Source organism: Methanobacterium alcaliphilum (genome assembly GCF_023227715.1).
Classification (GTDB): Archaea; Methanobacteriota; Methanobacteria; order Methanobacteriales; family Methanobacteriaceae; genus Methanobacterium_E; species Methanobacterium_E alcaliphilum.
Window position 1 is genome coordinate 18,626 of the sequence record NZ_JALKIF010000011.1, and the last position, 18,397, is coordinate 37,022.

17 protein-coding genes are annotated in these 18,397 nt (G+C 34.7%); 6 read left to right on the plus strand and 11 right to left on the minus strand.

Going from position 1 to position 18,397, the window contains the following annotated elements:
* Positions 1–308 precede the first annotated feature (308 nt).
* The 4 genes from MXE27_RS08725 to MXE27_RS08740 form a co-directional block, all read right to left on the minus strand.
* Positions 309–1,970, minus strand: coding sequence for an AMP-binding protein (locus MXE27_RS08725; protein WP_248612041.1), 1,662 nt, complete (start codon positions 1,968–1,970; stop codon positions 309–311).
* A gap of 57 nt (positions 1,971–2,027) precedes the next feature.
* Positions 2,028–2,447 carry an acyl-CoA thioesterase gene (locus MXE27_RS08730; RefSeq protein ID WP_248612042.1) on the minus strand — a complete coding sequence of 140 codons (420 nt, stop codon included), beginning with the start codon at positions 2,445–2,447 and terminating at the stop codon, positions 2,028–2,030.
* A 31-nt stretch (positions 2,448–2,478) separates the two neighbouring features.
* The gene (locus tag MXE27_RS08735) at positions 2,479–3,057 is read right to left on the minus strand and encodes a helix-turn-helix domain-containing protein (RefSeq protein ID WP_248612043.1); all 579 of its coding nucleotides are present in this window, start codon (positions 3,055–3,057) and stop codon (positions 2,479–2,481) included.
* A gap of 189 nt (positions 3,058–3,246) precedes the next feature.
* Positions 3,247–3,555, minus strand: a complete 309-nt coding sequence (locus MXE27_RS08740; protein WP_248612044.1) for a hypothetical protein — start codon at positions 3,553–3,555, stop codon at positions 3,247–3,249.
* 530 nt (positions 3,556–4,085) lie between these two features.
* Between MXE27_RS08740 and MXE27_RS08745 the strand changes: the two genes are divergently transcribed.
* The 5 genes from MXE27_RS08745 to MXE27_RS08765 all read left to right on the plus strand — a co-directional run bounded on the left by MXE27_RS08745 (position 4,086) and on the right by MXE27_RS08765 (position 8,781).
* Positions 4,086–5,321, plus strand: coding sequence for an ammonium transporter (locus tag MXE27_RS08745; protein ID WP_248612045.1), 1,236 nt, complete (start codon positions 4,086–4,088; stop codon positions 5,319–5,321).
* A 78-nt stretch (positions 5,322–5,399) separates the two neighbouring features.
* Positions 5,400–5,738 carry a P-II family nitrogen regulator gene (locus tag MXE27_RS08750; RefSeq protein ID WP_248612046.1) on the plus strand — a complete coding sequence of 113 codons (339 nt, stop codon included), beginning with the start codon at positions 5,400–5,402 and terminating at the stop codon, positions 5,736–5,738.
* 380 nt (positions 5,739–6,118) lie between these two features.
* Complete coding sequence (locus MXE27_RS08755) at positions 6,119–7,345, plus strand: ammonium transporter (protein WP_248612047.1); 1,227 nt, start codon at positions 6,119–6,121, stop codon at positions 7,343–7,345.
* A 16-nt stretch (positions 7,346–7,361) separates the two neighbouring features.
* Entirely contained in the window at positions 7,362–7,700 is a 339-nt protein-coding gene (locus tag MXE27_RS08760; protein WP_248612048.1) for a P-II family nitrogen regulator, read from the plus strand.
* A 136-nt stretch (positions 7,701–7,836) separates the two neighbouring features.
* Positions 7,837–8,781, plus strand: coding sequence for a P-II family nitrogen regulator (locus MXE27_RS08765; protein ID WP_248612049.1), 945 nt, complete (start codon positions 7,837–7,839; stop codon positions 8,779–8,781).
* A 35-nt stretch (positions 8,782–8,816) separates the two neighbouring features.
* Here MXE27_RS08765 and pdxS read toward each other — a convergent pair whose 3' ends face one another.
* Positions 8,817–9,698 carry a pyridoxal 5'-phosphate synthase lyase subunit PdxS gene (gene pdxS, locus MXE27_RS08770; protein WP_282731534.1) on the minus strand — a complete coding sequence of 294 codons (882 nt, stop codon included), beginning with the start codon at positions 9,696–9,698 and terminating at the stop codon, positions 8,817–8,819.
* A 210-nt stretch (positions 9,699–9,908) separates the two neighbouring features.
* Between pdxS and MXE27_RS08775 the strand changes: the two genes are divergently transcribed.
* Positions 9,909–10,103, plus strand: coding sequence for a hypothetical protein (locus MXE27_RS08775; RefSeq protein WP_248612051.1), 195 nt, complete (start codon positions 9,909–9,911; stop codon positions 10,101–10,103).
* Between the two features lie 4 nt (positions 10,104–10,107).
* On the opposite strand, the gene MXE27_RS08780 is transcribed toward MXE27_RS08775, so the two are convergent.
* From MXE27_RS08780 to MXE27_RS08805, 6 genes are all read right to left on the minus strand, one after another.
* Complete coding sequence (locus MXE27_RS08780; protein WP_248612052.1) at positions 10,108–11,019, minus strand: PfkB family carbohydrate kinase; 912 nt, start codon at positions 11,017–11,019, stop codon at positions 10,108–10,110.
* Between the two features lie 20 nt (positions 11,020–11,039).
* Complete coding sequence (locus tag MXE27_RS08785) at positions 11,040–11,729, minus strand: HisA/HisF family protein (protein WP_248612053.1); 690 nt, start codon at positions 11,727–11,729, stop codon at positions 11,040–11,042.
* A 122-nt stretch (positions 11,730–11,851) separates the two neighbouring features.
* Complete coding sequence (locus tag MXE27_RS08790) at positions 11,852–12,193, minus strand: DUF2149 domain-containing protein (RefSeq protein WP_248612054.1); 342 nt, start codon at positions 12,191–12,193, stop codon at positions 11,852–11,854.
* Positions 12,159–12,830: a MotA/TolQ/ExbB proton channel family protein gene (locus MXE27_RS08795; protein WP_248612055.1), complete on the minus strand. Its 672-nt coding sequence runs from the start codon at positions 12,828–12,830 to the stop codon at positions 12,159–12,161. Before MXE27_RS08795 ends, MXE27_RS08790 begins: the two co-directional genes overlap by 35 nt.
* 48 nt (positions 12,831–12,878) lie before the next feature.
* A complete protein-coding gene (locus MXE27_RS08800; RefSeq protein ID WP_248612056.1) occupies positions 12,879–13,589 on the minus strand; it encodes a DUF2162 domain-containing protein in 711 nt (236 codons plus the stop codon).
* A gap of 155 nt (positions 13,590–13,744) precedes the next feature.
* Positions 13,745–18,019 carry a cobaltochelatase subunit CobN gene (locus MXE27_RS08805; RefSeq protein WP_248612057.1) on the minus strand — a complete coding sequence of 1,425 codons (4,275 nt, stop codon included), beginning with the start codon at positions 18,017–18,019 and terminating at the stop codon, positions 13,745–13,747.
* Positions 18,020–18,397: the final 378 nt, after the last annotated feature.

Genomic DNA, 18,397 nt, shown 5'->3' on the forward strand with positions numbered 1-18,397 from the left:
TCAACCAATTAAATTAAACCTATTTTTTTAAATAGTTATAACTACATAATTTTTTAAAATATTATAATTCCGAATCATTAATGTTCAAATTATCTGATCATGTTCATACCAATAATAATTTTAGAACTTTAATGTTAATCTCATCTGTCACATTATATGTTATATGGAGTAAACTTCTCCCAATAATCTTTTTTTTGAAAAAATAGAATATTATAATATATTGACCCGGCTCAAGTTATTTCTATAATTTTTAATTCTGTAAAAAAAGTCTATGTAAAAAAGTATGAGAGAAATAATTTTAGAGTATATTAATCAATATCTTCTTCTTGATCTAATTTTTTCTCTAAAAGCTCGACCGCCATTTCTCTTAATTTAAACTTTTGCACTTTGCCACTGGCAGTTAATGGAAGTTCATCAATGATGAATACATGTTTGGGAACTTTATATCGTGCTATTTTGGCCATAGCAAAGTCCCGAACATCTTCTTCTTGGATATCTGCATTTTCATCTTTTATAACAAATGCTCCAACAATTTCACCGTATTTTTCATCGGGAATGCCTATGACCTGCACATCTTTTATTCCAGGCATGGTGTAAAGGAATTCTTCGATTTCTCGAGGGTAGATGTTTTCACCGCCACGGATAATCATATCTTTTATTCTACCTACAATCGAGTAGTACCCTTCTTCATCCATAGTTGCCAGATCTCCACTATGTAACCAACCGTCCTCATCTATTACTTCTTTGGTTTTTTCTGGCATTTTATAGTAACCCTTCATTACATTATATCCTTTACAGCATATTTCTCCAGGTTCATTTATTCCCACTATTTCACCGGTTTCAGGATCCACTATCTTAACTTCACATTCAGGTAGTTTTTTACCTACAGTTTCCACTCTTTTTTCCAGTGGATCGTCAACACTGGTCTGAGTAAATCCCGGAGAAGCTTCTGTTAGGCCGTATACACTGGTTATTTCACTCATGTACATATCTTTAACTACTTTTTTCATGACTTCAACCGGAGGAGTAGAACCCGCCATGATTCCAGTACGCAGACTGGATAGATCAAACATTTCAAACATGGGGTGGCTGTACTCTGCAATGAACATGGTAGGTACGCCATATAAAGCTGTGCATCGTTCTTTTTGGATTGCAGCGAGCACCAGGAGAGGATCAAAAAGTTCTACCACCACAAATGTGGCCCTGTGAGTTAAAATAGCCATTACTCCTAGTACAATACCAAAACAATGGAAAAGGGGAACTGTTAAACATAGACGATCTTTTTCGGTGAATTTCTGACATTCCCCAATATAATAACCATTATTCAAAATATTTCTATGGGTTAACATTACTCCTTTGGGAAACCCAGTGGTACCTGAGGTATACTGCATATTTATGACATCGTTATTAGAAAGACCCTTTTTTGCCTCTTCTAATACTGCGTTTTCGGTATGTTTTCCTAAAAGAAGCAGTTCATGAGTATTGTACATACCCCTGTGTTTTTCAGGGCCTATGTAAATGACACATTTAAGGTGGGGGTATTCTTTACTTTTTAAATTGCCTCTACTGTGGGTTTTAATTTCAGGAACCAGATCAAAGACAGTTTGGACATAATCCACATCCCTAAAACCATCAATTATCGCCAGAGCTTTCATATCTGATTGTTTTAATACATAATCCAATTCGTGGCTTTTATATGCTGTATTTACTGTTACCAGCACTACTCCTATCTTAGAAGTGGCAAACATGAAGGTTAACCAGTCAGGGACATTTTTTGCCCATATACCCAAATGATCTCCTTTTTTAAGACCAATAGACAAAAGCCCCTTGGCGAGCATGTCAACCCTATGGTTAAATTCTCCATATGTAAAGCGCAGGTCACGATCTGGATATACCATGAATTCGTGATCTGGATTTATTTCTACTTGTTTTTCAAAAAATTCCCCAATAGTATCTTCAGTAAATACCATATATCCACCTGACAAAAATTTTTATATACTACAAAAAGGCCTCAGCCAAATATAACTTCATATTTTTCCAATATCTTCTTCTTCAACAAAATGTTTTTCAAGTTGAGACCTTATATCCTCTGGAATAGAGATTGGAACTTGATTCACGAAGTCATAATGAACCAGAACAGCTTTACCCTTAGCTTTTAATTCATCATCCTGCCATGCTTCATGACCTATGGTGAAAGAAGAATTCCCAATATGGGTGATATAACTCCTAATTTCCACATCTTCCCCATAGTACATCTGTCCTATAAAGTCAAAATCAGTTCTAACCAATATCAATTTCCATTTTTCATAACTTAAATCCAGATCTGGTGTAAACATTCTAAATATATGGTTTCGACCTTTTTCAAACCATACTGCTAAAACAGTATTATTAACATGTTTTAAACCATCTATATCTCCAAATCTAGGTATAACATTTATCTTAAACATTGAAAAATCCTCAAATTAATTGAATATTTTATTAAAAGGGTGTGTAAACTACTGCCAGTATTTTTGCTGGTTTTTCTCCATAGGCATGTAAATGGTGAGGTACTATTGAATCATAATATATGCTGTCTCCTTCCATGACCTTGTATTTCTCCTGACCATATACTACTTCAATTTCTCCATGAAGGACAAATATAAATTCTTCACCTTCATGGGAAGATAAATTAAAATTATCATCATCATGTATGTCTACATCAATCAAAAAGGGTTCCATGTGTCTGTCACTTTTTCCGGACCCTAAAGAATAGAATTCCATAGCACTTTCTTTAGTTTCATCTTCCAGTCCAGAGAAATAGATAACTTGATGACTTTTGCCTTTTTCTACTATAAAAGGTCCTTTTTGAGGAGAGTCATCCATGAAAGTTCCTAATCTAACACCTAATGCTCTTGCAATTTTTATTAATGGTGTTAGGGAGGGTACGACTTCACCATTTTCAATATCTTCAATTAAATTTATACTGTTATCACTTGCATCAGCAAGTTCATGAGTACTCATTTCCCTACTTTCTCTTATTTGACGAATTTTTGCTCCAATAAGGTTTTTGTCTGTCATTCCATCACCATTATAATTGTTATAATAACTTTTAATAATTTATTCCATAATTTATTTGTAAATTGTCCTTTATATAATTAGAATATTATAAAATTAAAAAAAAGCATAATATTGCCATTTTGCTGTTTAATATACTAAAAATATCTTGAAAAGTAAATATCTCCCAATAAGGGAGTAGATGTCAATTATTTAATCTTCAAAATAAGTAGTTTCATTTGTATCACTGCTATTGTTGTGGATAGGCGGGTTATCATTATTATTTGTATCATTTGTGGTGGTGTTGTTGGTAATATTTTGAATTATATGTCTTTTAATCCAAACTGGTTCAAAAGAAGGATTCCCAATAGTACTTATTTGTTGCTGATCCGCTGCTAAAACTTCAGGGACTTCCAATGTAATGATATCCGCAGTCAATAAACTAATACATGACCCCAAACCATAGGCTAATAATGCAAACATCAAAACTGCAAATAGCTTTCCCTGTTTTCTTGAATTCAAAGATATCACTCTCGTCTTAATATGATAAACTCATTTAAAGATAATTAAATCACTTACGATTAATTATAGAACATCTGCTTTTAATATTTAATGGTATTCTATATAATTTACTTAAATTATTTTTCTGGATTATTACTTGAAAAGAGAAAAAAAGTAACTTAATTCGTTATGATAGTTTAATTTATTCTTTTTTGGACTTTTGTACCCCTACCGCAAATATTATATAATAGCTAAATGAAAGTTTTATCGGAAATAGGTTGCCTATATCCAGCTATTAATAAAAATAGATACTCCAAGGCATTATCGGAAGAAGGAATCCTTATTCCGTTAAGTTTTTTTGGGGTGAAGATGAATTTGATTCAATACAGATTCATTACAAAAATGATTTTAAGGCATACAATCTGTTTCTAGTAAAAATTGAATGGATTTCAATGGAAAATAATTATAAACAAGATAGTAATTGTAAAATTAACTATTATAATCGTAAATTGGAATCATATTAATAGTAATAATATATATGGAGGCAAAAAATGGTTGCTGTACTCAATTCAGGAGACACTGCATGGATGTTAATATCCACAGCACTGGTCATTTTAATGACCATCCCCGGAGTCGCTCTTTTTTATTCCGGGTTAATTAAACGGCAAAATGTTTTAAATACGATGTTTTTATCTTTCATAACCTTTTCTATTGTGAGCATTATTTGGTTTGTCTTTGGTTATGACCTGGTATTTGGGCAGGATATATATGGATTACTTGGAACGATGCATAATCCATTCTTTAATGGGATATTAGAAAGCAAAGCTCTTGCTCCACTTGCTCCAACAATCCCTACTGGATTATATGCCATATTTCAAATGACTTTCGCTGCAATCACAGTAGCGCTCATATCTGGAGCTATTGTTGAGAGAATGAAATTTTCCACTTGGTTACTATTTGTACCGCTGTGGTTGTTACTGGTCTACATACCTATAGCTCACTGGATGTGGGGAGGGGGATGGTTAGCCCAACTAGGAGCATTTGATTTTGCAGGAGGCATAGTAGTTCACTTAAGTAGTGGTATAGCTGCTCTGGCATTAGTACTGTTATTAGGAATAAGAAAAGATATGCGTTTGCTGCCTCATAACTTGGGTTATTCTGTAATAGGAGCAGGATTACTATGGTTCGGATGGTTTGGATTTAATGCCGGATCTGCACTTTCTGCCGGAGATTTAGCAGTATCTACCATGATTGTGACTAACATCTCAGCAGCAGCAGGAATGCTTGCTTGGGTATTAATGGATAAATTAAACACAGGAAAACCAACACTTTTAGGTGCATTATCCGGTGCAATTGCTGGCTTAGCAGCCATAACACCTGCCGCGGGATACGTTAACATTACAGCAGCACTGATTATTGGATTTGTTACATCAATTATTTCTTACTACGCAGTATCCCATTTAAAACCTCTTCTTGGTTATGACGATGCACTGGATGTATTCGGAATTCACGGAGTATGTGGTATTTTTGGATCCTTAGCTGTGGGAATATTTGCTTTACCTGCAATAAATAATGTTTTAACTTCAGGAGGGTTAATAACAGGTAGTTTTAACTTATTAATTAGCCAAACTATTGCCATTGTCACAGTAGCACTATATTCATTTGTAGTTACCTGGATTATAGGCAAAGTACTGGATAAAACAATGGGTCTGAGAGTAAAAGATGCAGACGAAGTTCAAGGACTGGACATTAATCTACACGAGGAATCCGGTTACAGACTATCTTAGGTATTTATAAATGCTTCAAGATTAATTGAAAATAGTATAAGCTAATTAAATACTAATTTAATATAAAAGGTGATGTTAATGAAAAGGATAATCACTATAATCCGTCCTGACAGACTTGAAGCTGTGAAAGATGCATTGGAAAAGCTTGGAATTCATGGAATGACTGTAGAAGACGTTAAAGGTAGAGGTAGGCAATTAGGAATAACTGAAAGCTACCGTGGAAAAGATTATAATGTTGATTTGCTCCCTAAAGTAAGGTTAGAGATTGTTGTAAAAGCCAGTGACCTGGACTCAGTAGTCAATGCTATTTTAGAGAATGCAAAAACCGGAGACATTGGGGATGGAAAAATCTTTATTTCTACCATAGAGGAAGTCATTAGAATTAGGACAGGCGAAAGAGGAAAAGAAGCAATTTAATCTCCTCTTTGTATTTTTTTATTTTTTTCTATTATTTTTTTTAAATTTATTAATGTTTTATCATGACTGATATGGTTTTATTCAAAAAAATTACCATATCACTGTAACAATTGAACCTTCATATTAATTTTTTCTGAACAAAATTCAGGAAAACCAAAACATTTATATATAAAAATATCCAACTACTATAATGTCGGAAGATGGCTTCCGATTTCCGATGAATGTACATATTGATTCATCTGGAAAAAAGATATTGGAGGAATTAACACTATTAAGCAGTAAAAAGCGAATATAACGTGTTAAAAATCTAAAAATAAATTAAAAATATTATTAAAATCTAAAAAGAAGATTTTCTATAATGAAAAAATGGAGGAAATGTTATGGATCCTGTTCTTAACTCTGGTGATACAGCGTGGTTGCTTATATCCACAGCCCTTGTAATGCTAATGACCGTTCCAGGTTTAGCATTATTCTATGGAGGGTTAACTAAAAAAGAAAATGTCTTAAATACAATGTTTTTATCTCTCATCGCATTTGCCATAACAAGCATAATTTGGGTACTTTACGGGTACCAATTTGCATTTGGTTCAGATACTTTGATGGGAATAATTGGAAGTCCAATGAACTTGCTAACAAGTGGAATTGGTGTAGACCAACTTTCTACTGTTGCAACAACCGTTCCTGAATTCGTATTCATTGCTTTCCAGATGACCTTTGCTGCCATAACCGTGGCACTGATTTCTGGAGCAATCGTAGAGAGAATGAAATTCTCTTCATGGATGGTATTTGTAGCAGCCTGGGTCTCCCTGGTATATGTCCCAATTGCCCACTGGGTATGGGGTGGAGGATGGTTATTCAATCTAGGTGCTCTTGACTTTGCAGGAGGTACTGTTGTGCACATAAACTCCGGTATTGCTGCATTAGCACTAATTTTACTATTAGGTAAAAGAAAAGATACTCGATTGCTACCTCACCACTTAGGATACTCTGTAATAGGTGCGGGATTACTATGGTTCGGATGGTTTGGATTTAATGCCGGATCTGCATTAACCGCAGGCGGATTAGCTGGATCAGCATTCATAGTTACCAACACTGCTGCCGCAGCAGCAATGATCTCATGGGTCATAATAGATTACATTAAAACAGGTAAACCAACTTTACTTGGTGCAATATCAGGTGCGGTTGCCGGTTTAGTAGCAATTACTCCTGCAGCTGGTTTTGTAACCATACCTGTAGCAGTTATAATTGGATTAATCACATCAGTTGTTTCCTACTTTGCAATATCCTACCTCAAACCAAAACTTGGATACGACGATGCACTGGATGTAGTTGGAATACACGGTATGTCAGGTCTATGGGGTGCAATCGCCGCAGGTTTATTTGCAGCGCCATTTGTTAACGAAGCTGGAGTTGGATTATTCTATGGAAACCCTGGACAGCTATGGATTCAGATTATAGCCGTAGTTGCTGTAGCTGCATACTCCTTTGTAGTAACTCTAATCATAGGGTTAATCATTAAATACACTATGGGACTAAGAGTCAACGAAAGAGAAGAAATTGAAGGTCTGGATACCAATCTCCACGAGGAGTCTGGTTACAGAATTTAGACAGGTGGGTTAAAAAATGAAAGAAATAGTAGCAGTTATTCGACCAGACAAATTGGAAGATGTGAAAAAAGCTCTGGAAACTATGGGATGCCATGGAATGACCGTGACTGAAGTTAAAGGAAGGGGTCGTCAGTTAGGTATCACAGAAAGCTATCGGGGAAGTGATTATCGTATTGATCTTCTCCCTAAGACCAGATTGGAACTAATTGTCAATGACGCAGATGCTGATAAAGTCATTGATACCATTGTGAAAACTGCACAGACAGGGGATATTGGAGATGGGAAAATTTTCATATCATCTGTAGAAGATGTGGTAAGAATCCGAACTGGAGAAAGAGGAGATAATGCAGTATAATTATTTAAGGCCTTAGTGGCCACCAACCTCTTTTTTTTATTTTGTTTTTATCATATTTTTTTTATAGATTGATTTTAGTTTTATTTTATTGAACTTAGTTTCGTGTTAATTATAATATCATTGGCGGGGATGATGAATGTCAAAAAAAATTCTTGTCCTGAAAAATCAAGGCAGCTTAAAATTAGAAAGTCAAAATTGGATCGATTTAGAGATATACCAATATCAGAGAATGACCATAGATGGAAAAAACACTTACTTATTGAAGGAATACGGGCATGAACAATTCTTTTCATTAGGAGATATTATACAACAAGTTGATGGGGTGATGATCTTTGTCTCAGGTTCTTCTCCAGAGGACATAGGGGGAATAGTGGATATATTAAATATTCAACAGCTGCCCCATGTTCTGTTAATGGAAGAAAATTCCCATGAAATTTCGCAAAAGGAAAATGAGATATTTGCTATAGATAATAAAATTGAGAGTATAATCATAGCACTAAACAGGTTATCATCTCTAATTGATAAAAATATCAAAAAGTCAGATTATTCACCTGAAGAATTAATAACTAGATCCAAAAAAGAGATACTAGAAGAATATGCAAGTGAAAAAGAGCAGGAGACTTATTCAACTGAAGAATCAGATTATTCAGTAGAATTGGATAACACTACAGAAACTGGAAAAAACCATGACAGTGAATTTAAGAAATATGATCCTGAAGAGTATAGGGATGATGTAAATGAAGAAAAATTAAAGAAAATTAAATTTAATTTACACCCCATAATGATGAATCCCATCAAGCAATCGTTAGAAAAAATGGGATTTTCAAATATAACTGTTGCCGATATCAAATATGCTGAAGAAAGTCAAAAAAGTGAAACATATCGGGGAAGTCATTACAATATGAATTTTTCACCACGCCTAGAAGTAATGATGGTGGTAAGGGAAAGTGAATTAAGTTATATTCTTGATATTTTATCCCATCACAAAAATGAGGATATTGGCGATTATGCTGTTATTTACAATGCTGAAGATGCCGTAAGAATAAGTAGTCAAGAACACGGAAATTTAGCTATTGATTAATTTTTTTTTTAAAAAAAAAGTAATTATAAAGAGGATTACCATCCTCTCTCTTGCATACGGTCAGCGTCAGATATTTCACTGATTTCTAACCCATGCATTGCTTTTCCTAATCCTCTTGAAACATCAGCAAGTACATCAGGTTCATTATAATGTGCTGTGGCTTCTACTATTGCCTTTGCAAATTGCTCAGGGTTATCAGATTTGAATATTCCAGACCCAACAAATACACCATCTGAACCAAGTTGCATCATTAAAGCAGCATCAGCAGGAGTAGCTACACCGCCAGCAGCAAAGTTAACTACAGGAATTTTACCTAGTTTTGCAGTTTCTTTGACCAGTTCCAGTGGGGCTTCAATTTCACGGGCAAATGTCCATAATTCTTCTTCTTCTTTATTCTGAATCTCACGAATTTGTCCCATGATTATGCGCATGTGGCGAACTGCTTCTACAATGTTTCCGGTACCAGGTTCACCTTTAGTACGGATCATTGCTGCACCTTCATCTATTCTCCGCAAAGCTTCTCCTAAGTTCCGAGCACCACAAACAAATGGTATGGTAAATTTTTTCTTATCAATATGGAATGATTCATCTGCAGGGGTTAAAACTTCGCTTTCATCAATCATGTCCACACCTAATGTTTGCAGTATCTGTGCTTCTGCAAAGTGTCCAATCCTGACTTTAGCCATTACCGGAATAGAAACAGCATCAAGAATTTCCTGTACTTTAGTGGGATCTGCCATTCGAGCAACTCCACCAGCAGCCCTAATATCAGCAGGAACTTTTTCCAATGCCATTACTGAAACAGCGCCAGCTTCTTCAGCTATAGCTGCTTGTTCTGCATTTACAACATCCATTATGACTCCACCCTTTGTCATTTTAGCGAAGCCTTTTTTTAATACATCTGTACCATGTAACATCAAATTTCCTCCTTTATAATATGTTCAGCGTGATTTTTAACCATTTTATATTATTGATTACACAAAAATTTATATAATTGTAATTTGAAAGAGTAATCAATAATAAAGAGTTTGATTTTAAGATAATAAATACTTTTTACTAATCAAAATTCTAAAAGAAATATATTAAAAATTATCAATTCAAGAAATTTAAAATTATAAAGTGATAAAATGGTAGTTGAAACATTTACAGGATCCCTTATCTATTCACACATAGCCCCAGCAATAGTCGGTTTTTTAGGCATTCTTTTTATTTGCATAGGCATAATGGATAGAAAACAAAATTATACAATCATAGGAGTTATTATGTTCTTTGCTGCGGGTTTATTACCGTTTTTAATTCTTCCAGCAATTATAGGCAGCTAATTATTTATTTATTTTTATTTAGCCGGTTTAATACATAATTCCAATCTTTTTTAAATCCATTTTTATTTTCTAATTTAATTGTCGAGACCATTGCTGCAAATCGCCCACATTCTTCCAAAGAATTGCCAGTTACATGGCAGGAAATATAAGCTGCCATGAATGTATCTCCAAGTCCAGTGGGATCTGTTAATTTACTTGGAGGGAACGCCTTAATTATAAAAGCTTTTGATTCTTTTTTAGAATATATTACTGAACCCCTATTCCCACAGGTGATAATTACTTCATCAGGACCATATCCAGATAATAATTGTCCAATTTTTGCCAGTGATGTTTCATTAGGGGCTATGGCCCTGGCCTCCCCTTCATCTAAAAATAATATTTTGACATATTTTAAAATTACATTTACTCTTTTCAATGGCTCTAAATGGATATCACAACCATCAAAATGTCTTAAATAACCTTGAAGGCCCATATATATGGGTATATTAAGATCATGAATTTTATTAATGGTCTCCATTGGTATGTCCCATGGTAAAAGAGGACCTAACAAAACTCCGTCAAACTGTCGTTTTTTATCTTTAAATAATGTGAAAATATTTTCAACATCTTCTACAGTAACCGGTATTTTAGGAGCATTAGAGCGTTGAATCCTATGATTAGGATCATGATCATAATAATTATTTTCAAATTTCACAGTATCTCTTTTAAACAAGGGAATTACCTTTGTTTTATCTGGAAATTCATCTAATATGAATTTATCCTCTTTTGAAAGAGTTACAGCAGCAGTATGTTTTAATCCTAATCCACTTAAGACCATGGATTGATAATAAACAGCGCCCCCAATTCTATGAGTTTTCTGATTTTTTTTTATGATAGTATCCTTACTAACTGGCCCTAAAAGTAAAAATGATCCCATTTTTTCCTCCTTAAAAAATTCTAAATAACCAGCGGAAATTTCCCATTATGAAGTGCTGAACCAATAAGAACTTTGTTCACCCCTGTGGAAGAGATATCTGAAATCCCATCTAAATTTATGCCTCCACCTAATATCAAAGAGTTTTTGAGGGGTTCAAATTCTTTAATGAGATTATAGTTGAAACCTTTTTCCGTTCCTACTTGACTTATATCTAAAAGAATAATCTCAGAGGGATTTAAATTTATTAGTTCATCTTTCAAATCACCAAGTGATAAATCCATTTCATTGGAATATAATTCTCCATATTTAATATCGACACTGACCACTATCCTTTCTTTAGGAAATTTTTCAAATATTAAGTGAAGATCTTCCAGACTGTTTAGAGTCTCTGTAGCCACAATAACTTTACTGGCAAAATTTAGAGCAAATTCATATGTTTCAATATTTCTCACTCCAAAATCAAGCATAACTGGCAAGATATGGTTAATTTTTTGCACCAGTTCCAGATTTGATCCCTTATTTTCAATGGCATCCAAGTCAGCTATGTATATTCGGCGCGCACCCTGCCTTTCCAGAGACAAAGCTATTTCCATAGGATTTGAAGAGTTAGCAAAAACAGTTTTCAGTGGTTTATAAGTCTCACGCATTCCTGATTTTCCAGATACAGCCATACCTGACATTAAATCAAGTACTGGTATAATTTCAATCATATTCAAAAATTAGTTTTTCATGTTATTAAAATAAATGGTAAAAACTAGCTGATTAATGCGAAAAAAATCCAAAAAAAGGAGAAAAGTAGATTAAAAATTATTAAAAAAATGGAAAGTGAATGTCAACCTCCCTGAACCATGATAAGTTTTCCAGTTTTTGGATCCTTATAAACCTGGCCCATCTCCACATAACCCTGTCCTGATCCCGACGAAGTTTGAGGAGTATCATTCAACTCGTTTCCCTGATTTATTTCTACAGCCTTTTTCATTGCTTCCATGGTGTCCTGTCTCTCATCAGCAGACATATCTGAGAAAACAATGTTCTGCATATTCCAAGACATAACCAGAAATATTAAAAATCCGACAGAAAGCACCAACATTGCATCTACCAAGTTGGATGTTCCAGCTGTAGGGTCTTCCTCTTGCTGACTAGAAAACATTCTGCGTCTGGATTTTCTCACCATTTTTCATAACCTCCAGAACTGAATCAACCAGAGTATCTAAGTTAGAAATGTATTCTTCATACCATCTTCTCCTAATCTTAGAAACCACATATGCAATACCGCCTGCTGCCAGGCCAACAACTGTTGTATCAAAAGCTATAATAATTGCCTGGGCAAGAGTATTTATATCCCCCGACCCTAAAGCAGCTAGTCCAGGACCCATAGGAATCAATGTTCCCATCAAACCAAGAGTAGGGCCTAAACGAGTAACTATATCTGTTTTTTCTATTCCTTTCATTGCTTTTATTTCTTCATTTTCAACTAATTTTCGAGCTAATGCTTCTCTGGATTCTGAACCCATATTCTGAGTATTGGCCAGGTCATTTAGAATAGTTTTTTGTCCTTGTGGCAGTGCACTTTTTTCCACAACTTCCAGTATATTTTCAGGAGTTGGAGGATTTGATATTGCCTTTAGTATATCTTCAATTTCTTTGGGACTGGTTTTAATTCGGCTGGAATATTCAGAAATCATTCCACCAAATGTGATGATGGCATATGCCATGAATAACAAAAGGCCGACAATTACCGGTATTAAAAGACTCTGAGAAATTACGTGCAAAGCACTGCCTAACATTTCGCTGCCAGGAACTGCAACCATGAAATCACCTCATAATAATTAAATTTGATACTTAATTTTATTTTTTGTCTATTTAGAAAGAGTGCTTCTCTTCTTAGTCATATAAACTCCAACAACCAGTAAGGCTACAGCACCTAAAATAGCATATACTAAAGTCGTTATAGATGGAACTGATAGTGGAGTCATAGTAGTACTTAAAACTGAGTTTATATTGGGTAGAACTATTGCTGATGCCATGAAATATAATCCTGCAAAAAGCATGAAGTTGCCTAGTAGTACAGGGTAAGGTTTTTTTACCATCTTTACAATTGCTCCGGAAGCGAGATAAAAAACCGCTATTAATATCATTAAAAATAATGCAGAATATCTACCTATAGTTGCAGCAGAAAGACCTATAAGTGGTGAAACCATTATAATAACCGCAATTACTGCACCAAAGCAGCAGGGGCATGGAGCAACCATAGCCATACAAGTTGCTTTAGCAGTATTTTTTTTATTCTGTTTCCACTCGTTTATAGTATGGAATCCTGCATACATGATTACTGCCGCCATGATTATAGTTATTAACGAAGAATATTCGGTAAAAAAACCCTGTATAGAGGACATATAAGCACTAGCCAAAGTTGTTAGAGCTAATATACCTAAACCATATCCTATAGTTATTGCTGCTGCCATTTTTTTTGAAAGGCCAGCAAAGCCCATAGCTAAACCAATTTTTATTCCAAATACCAGCAAGACAGATAGCACTCCTACTTGCCAGAGTAAACTTACAATGTCCATATTTTCACCTTGATTCAATCCAATATATAATAATTTCTATTAAAAACTTATTATTACTTTTTCCCTGATTTTCAAGTATTTAGTAATAACAAATAATTGTTAATACCTATTCCCATGAAAATCCATTTTTTAATGGTAAAAAATAAAAAAAAGTTTTAAAATTTGATTCTGCTGCGGTAGTATCCTAATCCAAACAATCCCAATAATCCAATTATCCCCAAAATAGCATAGGCAGTGACACCAGTGCTATCTGAAGATCCTTGTGGATTTTTAGTGACTTCATATGATTTCTGTTGAGATTTTTCTGATCCTGCAGTATTTTGAGATGCTGATTTTTCTGATATAGAATCAGAAGATTTGGAACTGGAATGCCCATCAGATGAAGACTGACCAGTACTTCCACCAGTAGATGGAGAGTGACCATTTTCACTAGTAGATGAATCATCTTGTGATGGATTTGATGGATTATTTGAGGTTAATCCTATATCCTGACCAGTTGCAGCTTTGATAATATTTGCATATGTTTTTAAAGTAGCTGCTGGAAGTGAAGACACCTTAGCCACCCACTTATTAAATTCAAGATTAGCACAAGTGTGATGAGAGCACACAACTCCATAATCTTTAATAGCATTAATGTATTCATTAGCTATTTTTGTTAAAGTAGCAGAATCTGCTTTCCACATTCCTCTTCTAGCTGCTTCCAATAACCATGCTGCAGTTGAAGCAAATGCATATGGATTTGCTTTTAACATCTGATTCCGGTAATTTGAATCGAGTATGTACATATCCGCTATATTTTTCCACATCCAATCTTTGGTTACTGTAGGATCTATAGCATTCCATCGGAATAAGTTCTCTACATGATCTGCAATTTCATGTGCACCACTAAAGTTATTTTTGAGCATACCCTCCGCCCATTTAGGATTTAATATTCGGGTCCTCATCTCATTATTTACAAACTGAGACAATGTCTCAATTTTAGGTGTGCCTCTAGTATTTGCAATATAAACCTGAATATCACGCCCAGATAAGTATTTGGCAGCCATGGTCAGACCACCTAAATACTGCACTACATCGTCGTTATCAAATACACCATATAAACCATCTCTGATTTGTACAGTCGCATCAATACGTGTGAGCTGGTTTATAAATGCATTTAAACCACTTTTAGCATTTATGTTTCTCCCATAGAAATAGGACATTCTGGTTAAATATGTGTCGACCAACTCAGATTGATCATCCCAGGCAGTAGTTGTAGTAGATAACTCACTTAAACCAGTACCATATGCTTCTGCAGGAGGCCCGAATATACGCGCCATAGCATATAATTCAGCATCATCTGAACTCATTCCCTGCCCATTATATTTAATCAGGTCTTCCAGATAGTGTTTTCGAATATAGTTATTTGCAACACTTTCATTGAGTTTGGATACGAATCTAAAAGCATCGTCTAATAATTCTATGGTGTAAGAGAACGTGTCTCTGAAAAGTCCGCTTATGGTTACTACAACATCCACTCGGGGCCTATTAAGTTCAGATAATGGTGTTGCTTTTACTCCATTGAAATATCCAGAAGATGCATAAGTTGGTTCAAGACCCATTAACCTTAATATCATAGCAATAGACTGCCCATTGGTACGCATGGTCTCAATAGACCATAAAACAACGCCTACTGTTTCGGGGTAACGGCCATTAGTATTGTAGTATTCTTGTATTAGATCATCCGCCATTTTTTTCCCAATTTCCCAGGAAGCTTTATCTGGAGCATATCTGGGGTCAAAGGAATAAAAATTTGAACCAGTTGGAAGTACATCGACTTTTCGGATAGGGCTTCCTGCAAGAGCTGCAGGTATATATTCCCCATTTAAAGCTTTCAACAAGTATTCCATTTCATAATTTACACTTAGTATGCTGCGTAAGTAATCTCTATACTCAGTAGTATTCCTATTTTCTGGATCAAAACTTACAATAGATTCTATCATCTGTTCCAATAAATCTCCTTCTAAAACACTTCCAAATGTGTGTAAGCCATAAGGCATTAGTGTCACAGCAAGTTCTTCTAAATAGTGTTCAACCTTGTCCAAAACTTCATTGAAGGGAGTTGTATTGAGGTTCAAATTCAAATCTTCATCTAGATGTAAATCCTTAATCATCACCATCATGATTTTTTGGAGCGCAATTTTTCTTTCCTCAGTTGTAGCATCGCGATAGAATTTAATCTGATCTGAAAGTTTTGCTAAATCACCATAAAGTTCTGAGAGAACCATAGGTGGAATCATATGGTCTATGATTACAGCATAACTTCTTCTTTTAGCTTGTGTTCCTTCACCTGGATTTTCTACGATATAAGGGTAAATATTAGGTATGTTACCTATTAAAACATCTGGCCAGTCATCACTACCCAGACCTACACTTCGCCCTGGGAGCCATTCCAATGTCCCATGAGTACCCAAATGAATTATTGCATTGGCATCGAACTGGTTCTGAAGCCACATATAAAAAGCAATGTATTGATGAGTTGGCGGCAAACTAGCAGAGTGTGTTATTTTATCGGGATCTTCACCCCAACCACGCATAGGTTGGGCACCTAAAAACACATTTCCCAGCATTATTCCAGATATAACTATGGAATTATTGTAAACCATTACATTACCTGGTGCTGGCCCCCATTCACTTATGACTTCGTTCCTTAAAGTTTCAGGCAGACTATTGAACCATGTTAAATATGTCTCCAGAGGTATTGTTATGGCACCCGCCTGAACTACTTTTTCAAGTTCTCCTGGAGCCCAACTACCTACATTATTTCCAATACCTAGCATAATATCTACTATGTCTTTTGAGGAATAGTTACCGGGAACGGTGTAATTAGTTCCATTTAAGGCCTTAATGATGGCATCAATACTACTTACCACATCCAGATAAGAAGCAGATACTCCATCTTTACCCCCACCAATATTATAGTAGAGCAGTGCAATTTTTTTATCGGCATTGGAAAGGGTTCTGAGTTCGATCCAATTTTTTACACGTTCTGTGACTCTATCAATTCTCTCAGGAATGGCCTTATAATGTTTGAGGACTATTCCGGTTTCAGGATCTATTCCTACTGTTTCTATACCTCCCATGAGGATTGGTTCTATTCTTCCTTCCAGTTCGGGTTGTGCAATTTGCCAGTACACTTCACTGGTTATCCCAGTTGAACTATCTTCCCAACCTTCCAGATTAGAAGTATAAACTGGAGCAAATATTGGTACATTCAAATCTTTAAATAGAATAATAGACTTTGAAGAGTTTCCAGAGACATAAGTGAAACCTAAACTAGCAATTAATGCATGGATTCTGGTTACATTGCCCTCTTTAAAATACATATCCGCAACATTTAATCTACCCGTAGTGGTTGCAAATACAAGTATAACATTAAGCCCCTTATTTTCAAGACTTTTTAGGAGTTCTACTTGCATTTCACTGTTTCCTCCTTTTAAACTGGAATCATAGGCAACAATTCCAACCCATGGTGCGTTTTGTTTATAATAACCATTGTTTTTGTACCATGTGAAGTACTCATTCCATGTGTAAAACATAGCTATTCCCCCATTTAAGTTTGCATTGGAAGAATTAGCTCCATGGTGAAATATGAACTGTTCTGGCCAGGTCACTACAGTGACATTTTCACCAGTTTTTAATCCCATCCCTACCATTTGCAGGATGTATAATTGAAACCTTCTAACATTTTCTGCACCGGCCTGAACCCAGTACTGTCTAGTGACTGTATCATTAAGATCTATATTGGGTAAATTAAGATTCGAACTACGAATACCTAGAATTTTCTTTGCAGGAGTATTGGATATTAAATCCCTTATAATATCCACCTTAGAAGAACTACTAATCATCTGTAAAGCAATTATATCTGCTTTATTTGCAGCTTCTCTGATTTTTTCCTGTTTTGCCAAATCTGTTACCTCATCCAACCCAAAATAATAGAGATTGAAATAATAACCCTCATTTTTAAGTTGTTTATAGGTATCTACAAAATTCTGGACATACGTCTCTGAGCTACTAATCATTAGCAAATTATAAGCCCTCAGATTTATACTGGCATTAGCCGAATAAAATAAATCTTCAGGGTTTATGTGGGAAACTGAAACATTCACACTATTTGATACATGTCCCAGTGCACTGGATGTTATATTAAAAAGAGTTTTATTACTGGTAAAATTCACTTTGTACTGATTATCTCCGAACTTACTTACTGAAACATTACTTATAAAATTCCCCTCTTCATCTTTCACAGTGATATTTGGCAAATTATCACCCGCGATGGCTTCAGGATATTCCAAAGTTAAATTTAATGTTATTTCTGATTTATTAAACGAATTTACTTCAGAATTATTTGCTGCAGAAACTGTTCCACATAAAGATATCACAAAAACCATAGAAATCAATAGTAAAATTAATTGTTTTCTAATGTTTTTCACCTCCATTTCACATCTAGCATATTATAAAATATACTTGAATCAAATAAAATTGATATTTAAATTTTACTATTTTTTCAAGAAAACTTTATAGTTTATCAAGTAATTTTTATATTAAAGCAATTATTGAAGAACGTATAATTTATTAAAGAAGTAAATCGATCCATAAGTTGTTTAAACTAATTATAGAGCCAATTATGCCCATGAAAAAAGATTACTGGTATTTAAATTTCTAAAACATGTAAATACGAAAATTTAGCGTCTTTTTCTATATCTAAAAAAATAAATAGTCCCTAAACTTTGAATAAAAAGTAAGAACCCTGGCAGAAACCTGATAAC